We start from the raw sequence: 12104 nt of genomic DNA, 5'->3' as shown, positions 1-12104 counted from the left end.
GATCAGGTCGATTTCTTCTCGGCCTGCTCTTCCCGTTTGCGTTCCTGATACAGCGCTTCCATCTCCTGCAGCGAAGCCTCTTTGATCGAAAGTCCGCGAGCGGCCAGGCCGCGCTCGATGAACTGAAACCGTCCGCTGAACTTCGCGTTGGAACGACGCAGCGCCTCTTCAGGATTGATTCCCCATCGCCGGGCGATATTGGCGATCACAAACAGGACGTCGCCCAGTTCCCCTTCAATCCGGTCCCGCTGGGCCTCGTCGGTCACGGGCTCGTCGGGGACCGGGTCCATGAAGACGCTGGCGGAGATTTCCGGCATCTCCGAATTCGGATCGAGTTCGGCTTTGAGCTCCCCAATCTCTTCCCGGAGTTTGTCGAAGAGCATGGCCCGGTGCGGAAAATCGTAGCCGACCGCAGCCGCCTTTTTGGTGATCCGCGCAGCGCGGGCGAGTGCGGGAAGCTCGAGCGGGATGCCGTCCAGTGCCGACTCCCGTTTCTTTTCGGCATTCTTGATTCGTTCCCAGTGGGCACGCACTTCCGCAGCTGTGGATGCCTGTGCATCGCCGAAGACGTGCGGATGCCGGGCGATCATCTTCTGGGTAATCCCCTCGATCACCTCAATGAGGGTGAAGCGGTCTTCGTCCGCCGCGATCTGTGCATCGAGAACCACTTGAAGCAACACGTCACCGAGTTCTTCCTGAATCCCCGCGTTGTCGTCGGCGTCGATGGCTTCGAGGAGTTCGTAGGTCTCTTCGAGAGTGTAGGGCTTGATCGACTTCATCGTCTGCTCCCGATCCCAGGGGCATCCTTGGGGGGACCGGAGCTTGGCGATCACGTTGCAGAGTTCAATGAACCTCTCGGACAGGCGAGCCGGATCGGGAGGGGTGCCGGGAACAGACATGGAGACCGCTTTGTGAAGTTTGAATGTGGCGTCGGACAGATCCATCCGACCGGGCGGGGGCGGGGGCCGGGAACGCCTGAACATCTTCGCGGCTCAGTGAGATTCCGACAAGTCGGCCAATCGCCAGTTCTCATTCCCCGAATGTCGATTTCCGCCGCAGCGTGTGATGATAGGACTGCGCGAAGCGATGAGCTTCATCCCGCACGTACTGCAGCAGTCGAAGCGCGTACGAATGTCTTCCCAGTTGGCGGGGGTGATCTTCACCGGGCACGTACACCTCCTCTTCCCGCTTCGCGAGCGAGATGGTAAACGGCGCCGGAACGTCGATGGCTTTCATGGCTGCCAGTGCCGCATTCAGCTGTCCTTTGCCGCCGTCGATGAGCAGAACGTCGGGAAAGGCGGTCCCTTCCTGCTGGAGTCGGCGCAGACGCCGGCTGACAACTTCCCGCATGGAAGCGAAGTCGTCCACGCCCTCGACTGTGCGGATCTTGAACCGCTTGTATCCATGTTTGAACGGCAGGCCGTCGATAAACTGGACCATGCTGGCGACGGTCTCTCCCCCCTGCAGGTGAGCGATATCCATCCCTTCGATCACACGTGGCACTTTCTCCAGATGGAAGATCTTTTTCAGCCCGATGAGGCCCTTGCGAGGATCGATGTAGAACACTTCCGGCTGGACGTGGTCGTTCAGGTTTCCCCGCAGGTTCAAGGTCTCCAGAGCCTTGATCTCGTCGCGTAATCGGGCGGCCTTTTCGAACTTCCGCTCCTTGGCCGCCTCCTGCATCTCCTTGGCGAGTTCCCGCAGCAGCCGTTCCTTCTTCCCGTCCAGAAACATCCGCAGCCGCCGGATGTCCTCGCGGTACTCTTCCTTGCTGATGCGCAGGTTGCAGGGGGCGGTGCATTGATGAATGCTGGCGAGCAGGCAGGGGCGGAACCAGCGCCACTTCTCTTCCTCTTCCACAATGTTCAGACTGCAGGTGCGAAACTTGAAGATCTTCTGCAGCACGCCGATCATGCCCCGCAGCTTCTTGGCGGAAGTAAACGGGCCGTAGAGCTTGACCCCTTTGGTCGCCGGCTTGCGGGTGAATTCAACACGGGGAAAGTCTTCCCGCATGCTGATCTGCAGGTACGGGAAGGTCTTGTCGTCTTTGAGTTCCTGATTGAAGCGAGGCTGAATATCTTTGATCAACCGAGCTTCCAGCAGGACGGCGTCCACTTCAGAATCGGTCTGAATGTAGTCCAGATCTGCGATCTCTGGGACCAGATCCGCTGTCCGACGATCAACCGCTGCCGCGCTCAGGAAATAGCTCCCTGCCCGACTGCGGAGATTGACCGCCTTGCCGACATAAATCACCCGCCCGAGCTTGTCCTTCATCAGGTACACCCCGGGAGCGCGCGGAAATGTCCGCACTTTCTCGTGAGGGATGACCACACCAGGTTCAGCCGCCGGTCCGGGAACACTTTCCGGAATATCGTTCGCTCCGTCGCTCATACCCCCATTTTAGCGGCAGGGGGACGCAAGCCAAATCCGATGGTGTGCGAAGCTGTTGAGCCACGCGATTTCTGCACCCGGAGCGACAGGCACGGCCGCCAGAACGCGTGAAGCTGCCAGCGTTATTCCGGAACCGGGAAGATCGGCTGTGGCGGCACACCGACCGGTGGCGGAGTGAGCTGATCCCCCTTCTCCAGCTGATTCGGGTCGGGCACGCCTCGCAGTTGCGTCGGCATACTGCCGTCGTCGTTGCTGTCAGGACCGTCATCCAGGCGAGGGGCAATCATCGGCCCTTCCGGAATTGGTTCCATGGGCCGACGCCCTGCGGAGAGGTCGTACATCGGGTTGTGGATATACGGCGGTTGCTGACGGGTGTCACGGCAACAGCAGTCGCCATACAGCCAGCGATTGAAGCGATACTGGCACCAGTCGGGATAGCCGATTCGCGTCAAATCGAGCCCCGGACAATAGAGATTGTCCATGTGCGGACTGCGATCCGCGATATGGTCGATGGTGTCCTGGTAGTGTTCGGTCAGTGCGCAGCATTGGCACCCTGCCATCCCCACCAGAAGCGCCCCCAGCGCTGAAATGCGAAATTTCTGCATGCGCAGTCCGTCGGTGAAAGTCCGATCTGTAACGAAAACATCGGTTGTATGGCCTGAAAACTTGTGGCGTTTGTTGCGAAATCGGCATGGGCAACATGAATTGTTGCCGGAAATCAGCGTGATTTGATGCCCTCAGGCTGCGCATCCTCATCTCCTGCGCGGAACGAAAGATTTCGTGCGACACGGATTGCTTGCGGGCTGACAGAACCCCCCGGCAACGTAGCGTTTCCCCGGCAGAGTCGTTTGAGGGAGTCAATATGATGGAATGTGCTGCGGAACCGTATGGGACATCAGAATTCACGTTTTTGCGAATCGCGGATGCGGTCAGGGCGATCTGCGATGGATATGGGAGGGCCTGCCGTCGCTTGACCGGCCGGGATCCCCGGAAACTGGAGTTTTCCGAACGGCGGGGCTCCGGGCGGGAAGGAATGGCAATCCCCTTCTATCTGTCCGTGCTGTTTCAAAGCGGTGAGCGATATTCCAAAGGGGGAGATTCCCCGATCATCGCGGTGACACGGGATATCTCCGAACGCGGTATCGGATTCCGTTGCGACACCCCGATTCCGAACTGCCAGCTGATCGCAGAGTTCGATAATCCGCGGACCGGCACCATTCGGCTCCTTCTTGAAGTCCGCTGGCACCGCCGGCACTCGCTGCATTGCTACCTCGCAGGGGCTCGGATCGTCCGGGTGCTGGACAGTCACGAATTTGCCTGACCGACGACTCGTGATCCTTGTGACGTCGGCAGCTTGTATGCGACCGGCCAGGGGCTCACCGTGAGTCATTCCGGTGGGACCTTGACGGTGTCGCTCCCGCTGCACCTCAATGATGACTCAACACGATTTCATGTTGAGCCATCGCGCTTCTGCTCTTCACTTCGCAGCACTCGCCCCTCATCACGCCAGTCTTACGAGACTGGTCGTACCTCTCACCGCCGATCATCGTGGAATCCGGTTCTGGGCTAATTCCGCGGTTTTCGGCAAAGTTCAATCTTGACCCGCGTGGCTCGACACTTCTATAAAAGAAATATTCGAAGGTCGAAGTAAATGAAGTCCACAGCGCAATTGGATCGCCGAGCCGCCGAGCTGGGAGAACATGTCCAGAAAATCCTGAAGGAATTTCAGGCTGTGCATTGTTCTGCCGCGAACGGGCCACATGTCTCGTTGAACCAGCAGGAACTTCGAGTCGTCGAGTTTCTGGGAGGCGAAGGGCCGCAGATCATGCGGGCCGTTGCAGAGCACCTGTCGCTGGCTGTGAACTCGGTGACGACTCTCGTCGACGGCATGGAGCAGAAGTCGCTCGTGGTGCGAAACCGGACGTCATCAGATCGCCGGGTCATCCGGGTCGAACTGACAGCCACGGGGACTGCCATCTGGAAGGCCGCTGAAGAGGCGAAGCTGGAACTTTATCGTTCGCTGCTCCTTCCTCTCAGCGCCAGCGAGCAGGCCGTCTTTCTGGAACTCTTCGACAAAATCGCCAAATCAGCGGCGCCACCAATCGTTACTGAACGGGTCTGACAACCAACTCCGAAATCCGACTTTTCCAGGCTTGCATGTCCACACATCCCGTTCAGACTCCACCGTTCAAAATGCATCAGCCCGCAGCCATTCCGGCTGAGCCCGTTGCGCCCGGTCACCACCCCGCCGGCCCTCCCGCCGGGGAACCGCGAAAGACGAGCCTGTTTCAGAAACTGATGACTCTCATCGGCCTGGCCGTTGGAGGAGTGCTGATCTGGGCGTACGCTGCAGGCTGGCTCGGCAAAGATCATCGTGAGCCGCTGCCGCCGGAAAACCTTTCTTCCAGCGAGGTCCCTCAGGGAATCGTCGTCACTGCAGAGCCGATTTCGATCCGCCCCATCAAGCGAACGATCGAAGCGGTCGGAACGCTTTTCGGCTTTGAAGAGATCGTGGTCAGTTCCAAAGTGGAAGGCCGGGTGCTGAAGATCGAGCACGATGTGTCGGACCGGATCGCTCCCGGTGAACTGCTGGTGGAAGTCGACCCCACCGATCTTCGACTCGCGGTTGAGCAGGCGGAAAGCAACCTCCGCGTGGAGATGGCTCGGCTGGGACTCAACGAAGTGACCGATGAGCAATTCGAACTCATCAAAGTGCCGACAGTGCTGCTCGCCAGTGAGAAGCGGGAACTGGCCCGGTTGAAAATGGAACGAGTTCAAAGTCTCGCTGAACGGCAGGCGACGACCCAGGAAGGAGTTGATAATGCCGTCAGTGAGTTCCGGATGGCGGGCGCGGAATATGAAAATCAGTTGCTGATGGCTAAGTCCGGCCTGGCCACGATCAAGGCTCGGCAGGCTGCCCTCGCCATCGCCCAGCAGCAACTCGCGGAGACTCGTGTGCGTGCTCCTGTGCCGCAGCGCGCCGCCCCCCCGCATGTGCACGAAAAGCCGTATGTGATGACTCGACGGTCGATCGCGGAAGGGACATTCGTGCGAGTCGGTGATGAAATCTGTCGGCTGGTGATCGATGGCACGTTGAAACTCAAACTCGCCGTCCCGGAACGGTATTCAGCAGAAATTCAGAATGGCCAGAACGTGCAGGTCTTCACGTCATCCTCGACGACTCCTTACGAAGGGATCGTGACGATGATCAACCCGGCTGTTGAGACTCAGACCCGTACCTTTCAGGTGGAAGTTCAGGTTGCGAACGACAGGCCCGGTTTGAAGCCGGGGGGATTTGCCAAAGCGGTCATTGAAGTTGGAAACGACCCCGAAGCTCGCACCATTCCGCTGGCTGCCATGGTGCGGTATGCCGGAGTGGTCAAGTTGTTCGTTGTGGACCAGAGTATTGCCCGCGAAGTTCAGTTCACTCCCGGGGTCCAGACCAGTGAATGGGTCGAAGTCGCCAAGCCGACTCTCGATCCAGGAGCTCTCGTCGTGACCAGCGGCCAGTTCAGTCTTGCCAATGGAACCAAGATCCAGGTCCGCAAGCAGCTTCACCCCGAATCAGAGCAACCTGCGGAATCACCGCCGGATCCGACATCGCAGGGTGAGAGCTCCACACACGAAGCCAAATAGCCGTCGTGCCGGCTGGTTGATCACAGACGGCCCCTCTCCTCTTCTCTTGCAACTGAATCGCTTTTCTACACGCACTGGACAATTTCGGTGAACATCTCGGAAATCTGTATTCGACGGCCTGTCTTCACCTGGGTGCTGGTGGCGATTCCCGCAGTGCTGGGAATGGTGGCGTATACAGAACTTGGAGTGGACCTGTTTCCGAAGGTCGAATTTCCGGTCGCATCCATTACCGCCACGGTCCCCGGGGCCAGCGCCGAAGAGATGGAAACGACCGTCACGAAGGTCCTCGAAGAAGCAATCAACACCGTTTCCGGACTGGACCAGATTCAGTCGACCAGCCGCGAAGGGGTGGCGACGATCGTTGTCCAGTTCGTGCTTGAAAAGGACATCGACGTCGCGGTTCAGGAGATCCGGGACAAAGTCTCTTCGATCCAGAAGCAACTTCCCGAAGGGATTGAGCCGCCGATCGTCAACAAGTTTGACCTCGATGCCTCTCCCATCATGACTCTCGCGGTGGCAGGTCGGCGCGATGAACGCGAAGTGACCGAGATTACCAAACGCAAAATTCAGGAAGTGCTGCAGACCGTCCCGGGAGTGGGGTCGATCTTCCTCACCGGCGGCCGCAGTCGAGCGGTCAACGTCATCCTCAATCTCGACCTGCTCAACTCTTACAACCTGTCCGTGGAGGATGTGCGGCAGGCACTGGTCTCGCAGAATATTGAGCTCCCCGGAGGGATTGTCGATCAGGGATCACGTGAACTCGTGCTGCGAACACTGGGGCGAATCCGCGAGACCGAGCAGTTCAACGACCTGATCATTACCAATCGTGACGGCTATCCGATCCGCATCCGGGACGTCGGCCGTGCTGAAGATTCCATCGAAGTCCCTCGTGGAATGAGCACGCTGGATCACGACAACGCAGCGAGTCTGTTCATCCTCAAACAATCCGGAACGAACTCAGTTGCGATTTCCGACGCGGTGAAAAAGCGGCTGGAAAAGATCCGCAAAACAGTTCCTGAAGACATCAAAATCGAAATCATTCAGGATCAGGCCCACTTCATCAAAGAGTCGATGGATGAAGTGCAGTTCCACCTGATTCTGGCTGCATTTCTGGTCTCCGGGACGATTCTCCTCTTTATCCGCGACTGGCGTACGACGCTGATCGCCACTCTCGCGATTCCCACGTCAATCGTGCCGACGTTCCTGTTCATGCAATACATGGACTTCTCGCTCAACAACATCACGATGCTGGCGCTGATTCTGGCGATCGGGATTGTGATTGATGATGCGGTGGTCGTGCATGAAAACATCTTCCGCTACATGGAAGAAAAAGGAATGGACGCCATGACCGCCTCACGCAAAGGGACCAGTGAAATCGCACTGGCGGTGCTCGCGACCAGTCTGTCTCTGGTGGTCATCTTTGTTCCGGTCGCCTTCATGGGCGGAATCGTCGGACGGTTCTTCTCAAGCTTCGGCCTGACTGTGGCCATCGCGATTCTCATCAGCCTTTTCGTTTCCTTCACTCTGACGCCGATGCTGTGCTCACGCTTCCTGAAGCTGGAACATGGGGCAGGTGCCAGCTCAAAATCAGGCTGGATTTACCAGCTCATTGACGGCGCATACGGCGTCGCGTTGCGATTCGCCCTGCGGCATCGGTTCCTGACGATGTTCGTGTGCGTTCTCGTCATGTTTTCAACCGTCCCCATCGCCATGACGATGGGGGTGAACATGGTCCCTCGCGATGATCAGAGTGAATTTCAGGTCAGTATTCTGACCCCGGAAGGGTATACGCTTCAGAGAACCACTGCTGTCGTCCATGAGATCGAAAATCGCATCAAGGCCCTGCCGGGAGTGACTCATCTGTTTACCGTCGTCGGGGAAAGCAACGGCGGAGGCAAAGGACAGGGAGACGTCACCCGCGCATCCATTCACGCAGCCATCATTCCTCTGGAAGAGCGGAAATACAGCCAGTTTGATGTGATGAAGCGGGCTCGTAACATCCTGGTCGACTACCCCGAACTGCGAACGGCAGTCATGGATGTTTCGACGATCGGAGGGGGAGCAAACGGTGACAGCCGTATCTTCCAGATGAACCTGCGTGGACCCGACCTCGAGAAACTTGCCGAGTATTCCGAGACCCTGGCGACCGAACTTCGCAAGATCCCGGGGCTCGTCGACGTGGACACAACCCTCTCTCTTCGCAAGCCGGAACTGCAGGTGGAAATCGATCGCGACCGGGCGAGCGATCTCGGAATTCCGGTGCAGGCGATCTCCAGCAGCCTGAACGTGCTGGTAGGCGGACAGATCGTTTCCAAGTATGAAGAAGGGAGCGAGCAGTACGACGTCTGGCTGCGTGCGGATAAGTCGTTCCGGGACAATCCTCAGAATCTCGACTATCTCACAATCCCCTCGCCGACGGCGGGTCTGGTCCAGCTCACCAGCCTGGCGAAGCTATCTGAATCACGCGGGCCCAGTCAGATTGATCGTCTAAATCGCCAGCGGACTGTCACCGTGCGGGCTCACCCTGAAGATGTCACCTTGAAGGAAGCGGTCGACCGAGCCAATCAGATCGTCAAAGAAATGAACATGCCCCCGGAGTACGAAGTTTCGTATGGAGGACAGGCGGAAATGCTGGGCGAGACCGCTTACTACTTCGCGGTCGCGCTGGGACTGAGCATTCTCTTCATGTATCTGATTCTGGCAGCACAGTTCGAAAGCTGGATGCACCCGATCAGCATTCTGGCAGCGCTGCCTGTGACGATTCCTTTCGGACTGCTCTCACTGATGCTCTTCCGCACGCCGATGGACCTGTATGCGATGTTCGGTCTGTTTATGCTGATCGGGATCGTGAAGAAGAACGGGATTCTGCAGATCGACAAGACGAATGAGCTGCGCAGCGCAGGGATGGATCGCGATGCTGCGATTCTGGAAGCCAATCATACCCGCCTGCGTCCGATCCTGATGACGACCGTGATGCTCGTGGCAGCGATGGCACCGATCGCGGTCGGACAGGGACCCGGCGCGGGAGCCCGCGCCAGCATGGCCAAGGTGATTATCGGCGGACAGGTGCTGAGTCTGCTGCTGGCACTGCTGGTGACCCCGGTGACGTATTCACTCATCGATAGCTTCGGGAACTTCCTCAAACGCAAACCTGCGGTTTGAGCGAAGTGCCGTTGAGGCGGATTGCAAAATGGGGCCGGATTGCCGCACTCGGAGCGTGCGGCATACGATGTTCGATGCGTGCCCCCAATGTCCCCCGCACTCTCCGAGTGCGAGCTTTCAGAAAGCCGTTATCGCATTGTCTTGACCACTGACTCTTGACTCCCCGAGGGTCGATGTCCACTATCTGTTCCCCCAGTTTTCAATCAAAGGAACAAGCAAACCATGGAAATTCTCCCGGCAATCGACCTGCGAGACGGCAAGTGCGTACGGCTCCGTCAAGGGGATTACGCCCAGGAAACCGTCTTCGGCGACGACCCGGTCGCCATGGCCCAGCGATGGGAGAATGCTGGCGGCCAGCGGCTGCATCTGGTTGATCTGGACGGGGCGAAAGCGGGTCGCCCGGTCAATCTCGACGTGATTCGCAGAATTGTTCGAGCAGTGAAAATCCCCTGCCAGCTGGGAGGGGGAATTCGAACCGACGAAACTGTGCGGGAGATGCTTGAGGACGTCGGCCTTGCCCGGGTGATCATCGGGACGCAGGCACTCAAGCAGCCGGAGTGGTTCAGCAACATCGTCAACCGGTTTCCGGAACGTGTCTGTCTGGGGCTCGACGCCCGCAACTCGATGGTGGCGACGGAGGGCTGGCTGGCCGATTCCACGACGTCCGCCATGGAGCTGGCAAAGCAGTACGTCGGTCTTCCACTTGGTGCGGTGATCTACACCAACATCGCCAATGACGGCATGATGCAGGGGATCGATGACGGCACCCTGGCAGACTTCCGCACGCTGGCAGGCATGGGACTGAAGGTCATCGCCTCGGGCGGGGTGACCACCATGGAGGATATCCGCAAGCTGACAGACATCTCCCGACAGCACCCGAATCTGGTCGGGGCGATCACCGGCCGCGCCATTTACGAAGGGACCGTCGACGTCGCGGAAGCGGTTCGAGTTGCACAATCATGACGACACATCCCGGTTCAACCGATCAGGAGTCCTCCCGCGTCGCCTTGAGGATCGGCGTCGCGATTGTGGAGCACTCCGGCTGTGTCCTTGTTGGTGTTCGGGACGCGGAGACGGTTCTTGCCGGGAAGCATGAGTTTCCCGGCGGGAAATGTCTTGAAGGAGAGACCCCGGCAGCATGCGCGCTGCGTGAGTGCTTTGAAGAGACCGGGCTGCGGGTTGAAGTGGTCGAACTCATCAACCACGTTCAACACCGTTACGAACACGGGAGTCTCGACCTGTCGTTCTTCCTCTGCCGACCTGCTGAACCACCATCTCAGCCGGCCGGGAATTTCCGCTGGACGCCCATTTCAGAACTCGCACACCTGAATTTTCCCGAGGGAAACCGGATTGCAGTTCAGAAGCTCCTCGACCGTTTTGGAGACAGCGGGACGCAATCGCGACTGGCTTAATCCGCTTCCACATCTCAGGTCAGGATGTCGTGGACGACGTTTCCGAACACGTCAGTCAGTCGATAATCCCGGCCGCTGTGACGGAACGTCAGTCGCGTATGGTCGATTCCCAGCAGGTGCAGGATCGTTGCGTGGAAATCATGCACGTGAACCCGTTTGTCGGCCACGGAGATTCCGTACTCGTCCGATGAGCCGTGCACGATCCCCTTCTTGACCCCCGCCCCCGCCATCCAGCTTGAAAACACCATCGGGTGATGGTCCCGTCCCGTGGCATCTTTTTCCGGCATATACGGTGTTCGGCCGAACTCGGTCGTCCAGACAACCAGCGTTTCATCGAACAGGCCGCGCTGTTTGAGATCCTGAATCAGGCCGGCGATCGGCTGATCGACGTTTTTCGCTAGCCGTGCATGGTTGAGCATGTTGCTGTGATCGTCCCAGTTGTTCGTGGAACCGACGTCAATGCACTCCACGAACCGCACACCTTTTTCGATCATGCGGCGGGCAATCAGGCAGTTCCACCCGAAGCTCGTCGTATCGCCACTCTTCAGACCGTACAGGTCGAGCGTCGACTGCGTTTCTCCAGAAAGATCGAAGACTTCCGGGGCTTGGGTCTGCATGCCGAACGCGGTTTCAAACGACTTAATCCGTGCTTCCAGCTGGTCGTCGTGAACAACCTGCTGCAGGTTCTCCACGTTCATTTCCCGCAGGAGTTCCAGTTCCATCGACTGCAGATCGGCTGTCGGGACCCGTCGATTCATATTGGCGATCGGCATTGTCCCGGGGAACACCTGCAGTCCCTGGTGACAGCCCGGGAGAAATCCGTTGCTCCAGTTTTGACCGCGTGCGTAAGGCGTTGCTCCTGTGATGACGACAAACGACGGCAGGTTCTGATTCTCGGTTCCAAGTCCATAGCTGACCCAGGATCCCATGCTCGGGCGCGAGAAGTTGAACGACCCGGTGTGCATCCCCAGCGTGGCTTCGTAGTGGGCAATATGGTCTGTGGTGAGTGACCGGATGAGGGCGATGTCGTCGATGGTATCTCCCACATACGGGAAGAGATCGCTCACCTCAATGCCCGATTCGCCCCGCGGCCGGAACTCCCACTGCGCCTTCTTGAAATGCTGGGTGAAGTTCCCAAGATGCCCACGGAAGTTGTGGATGTTTAATGTCTTGTTGTGATCCTCTGCCAGCTTCGGCTTTGGGTCGAAGGTATCCACATGTGAGACTCCTCCTCCCATGAACAGAAAAATGACGTTCTTTGCCTTGGCGGGAAAGTGCGGCTGTCTGGGAGCGAGCGGGTTGCTCGACGTCGAAGCAGCGGCATCCAGCTCGGCGAGCATCCCGGACAGGGCGATCGCGCCAAAACCCCCGGCTGCACGCTGTAACATCTGGCGACGGGACATCGGGTATGAAGAGAACATGACTTCAGTTCCTGTTTTCAAGACGATGATGATTCAGTTTCAACCTGCAAGATGGTTCTTTTGAACAAGCTGCGGGCTGAAG

10 protein-coding genes are annotated in these 12104 nt (G+C 58.3%); 6 read left to right on the top strand and 4 right to left on the bottom strand.

Going from position 1 to position 12104, the window contains the following annotated elements; genetic code table 11:
* Positions 1 to 2 precede the first annotated feature (2 nt).
* The 3 genes from mazG to SH661x_RS15015 form a co-directional block, all read right to left on the bottom strand.
* A complete protein-coding gene (mazG, locus tag SH661x_RS15025) occupies positions 3 to 983 on the bottom strand; it encodes a nucleoside triphosphate pyrophosphohydrolase (RefSeq protein ID WP_437222931.1) in 981 nt (326 codons plus the stop codon).
* Between the two features lie 46 nt (positions 984 to 1029).
* The gene (locus tag SH661x_RS15020) at positions 1030 to 2391 is read right to left on the bottom strand and encodes an excinuclease ABC subunit UvrC (protein ID WP_437222929.1); all 1362 of its coding nucleotides are present in this window, start codon (positions 2389 to 2391) and stop codon (positions 1030 to 1032) included.
* A 122-nt stretch (positions 2392 to 2513) separates the two neighbouring features.
* Complete coding sequence (locus SH661x_RS15015; RefSeq protein ID WP_437222927.1) at positions 2514 to 2996, bottom strand: hypothetical protein; 483 nt, start codon at positions 2994 to 2996, stop codon at positions 2514 to 2516.
* 257 nt (positions 2997 to 3253) lie between these two features.
* Here SH661x_RS15015 and SH661x_RS15010 point away from each other — a divergent pair, with 257 nt between their 5' ends.
* The 6 genes from SH661x_RS15010 (at position 3254) to SH661x_RS14985 (ending at position 10601) form a co-directional block, all read left to right on the top strand.
* Positions 3254 to 3712, top strand: coding sequence for a hypothetical protein (locus SH661x_RS15010; RefSeq protein WP_437222924.1), 459 nt, complete (start codon positions 3254 to 3256; stop codon positions 3710 to 3712).
* Positions 3713 to 4042: 330 nt separating this feature from the next.
* Positions 4043 to 4513 carry a MarR family winged helix-turn-helix transcriptional regulator gene (locus SH661x_RS15005; protein ID WP_437222922.1) on the top strand — a complete coding sequence of 157 codons (471 nt, stop codon included), beginning with the start codon at positions 4043 to 4045 and terminating at the stop codon, positions 4511 to 4513.
* A gap of 35 nt (positions 4514 to 4548) precedes the next feature.
* Positions 4549 to 6027 (top strand): efflux RND transporter periplasmic adaptor subunit, encoded by a 1479-nt coding sequence (locus tag SH661x_RS15000; RefSeq protein ID WP_437222919.1) that lies wholly within the window; start codon positions 4549 to 4551, stop codon positions 6025 to 6027.
* Positions 6028 to 6114: 87 nt separating this feature from the next.
* On the top strand, positions 6115 to 9189 hold the full coding sequence (locus tag SH661x_RS14995; protein ID WP_437222916.1) for an efflux RND transporter permease subunit: 3075 nt from the start codon (positions 6115 to 6117) through the stop codon (positions 9187 to 9189).
* Between the two features lie 222 nt (positions 9190 to 9411).
* Positions 9412 to 10152 carry a 1-(5-phosphoribosyl)-5-[(5-phosphoribosylamino)methylideneamino]imidazole-4-carboxamide isomerase gene (gene hisA / locus SH661x_RS14990; RefSeq protein ID WP_437222913.1) on the top strand — a complete coding sequence of 247 codons (741 nt, stop codon included), beginning with the start codon at positions 9412 to 9414 and terminating at the stop codon, positions 10150 to 10152.
* Positions 10149 to 10601, top strand: coding sequence for a (deoxy)nucleoside triphosphate pyrophosphohydrolase (locus SH661x_RS14985; RefSeq protein WP_437222911.1), 453 nt, complete (start codon positions 10149 to 10151; stop codon positions 10599 to 10601). Before hisA ends, SH661x_RS14985 begins: the two co-directional genes overlap by 4 nt.
* A 14-nt stretch (positions 10602 to 10615) precedes the next feature.
* On the opposite strand, the gene SH661x_RS14980 is transcribed toward SH661x_RS14985, so the two are convergent.
* Entirely contained in the window at positions 10616 to 12022 is a 1407-nt protein-coding gene (locus SH661x_RS14980; protein WP_437222908.1) for a DUF1501 domain-containing protein, read from the bottom strand.
* Between the last annotated feature and the right edge of the window lie 82 nt (positions 12023 to 12104).

The sequence above is a fragment of the Planctomicrobium stercoris genome (assembly GCF_051465655.1).
GTDB lineage: Bacteria > Planctomycetota > Planctomycetia > Planctomycetales > Planctomycetaceae > Planctomicrobium.
This window is presented reverse-complemented; position numbering and strand designations above follow the sequence as displayed.

What these genes read in the sequence shown, in the direction of transcription:
- SH661x_RS14985 (WP_437222911.1), top strand. Translation starts at nt 10,149, where the DNA reads ATGACGACACATCCCGGTTCAACCGATCAGGAGTCCTCCCGCGTCGCC.
- SH661x_RS15020 (WP_437222929.1), bottom strand. Translation starts at nt 2,391, where the DNA reads ATGAGCGACGGAGCGAACGATATTCCGGAAAGTGTTCCCGGACCGGCG.
- SH661x_RS14980 (WP_437222908.1), bottom strand. Translation starts at nt 12,022, where the DNA reads ATGTTCTCTTCATACCCGATGTCCCGTCGCCAGATGTTACAGCGTGCA.
- hisA (WP_437222913.1), top strand. Translation starts at nt 9,412, where the DNA reads ATGGAAATTCTCCCGGCAATCGACCTGCGAGACGGCAAGTGCGTACGG.
- mazG (WP_437222931.1), bottom strand. Translation starts at nt 983, where the DNA reads ATGTTCAGGCGTTCCCGGCCCCCGCCCCCGCCCGGTCGGATGGATCTG.
- SH661x_RS15005 (WP_437222922.1), top strand. Translation starts at nt 4,043, where the DNA reads ATGAAGTCCACAGCGCAATTGGATCGCCGAGCCGCCGAGCTGGGAGAA.
- SH661x_RS15000 (WP_437222919.1), top strand. Translation starts at nt 4,549, where the DNA reads ATGTCCACACATCCCGTTCAGACTCCACCGTTCAAAATGCATCAGCCC.
- SH661x_RS15015 (WP_437222927.1), bottom strand. Translation starts at nt 2,996, where the DNA reads ATGCAGAAATTTCGCATTTCAGCGCTGGGGGCGCTTCTGGTGGGGATG.
- SH661x_RS15010 (WP_437222924.1), top strand. Translation starts at nt 3,254, where the DNA reads ATGATGGAATGTGCTGCGGAACCGTATGGGACATCAGAATTCACGTTT.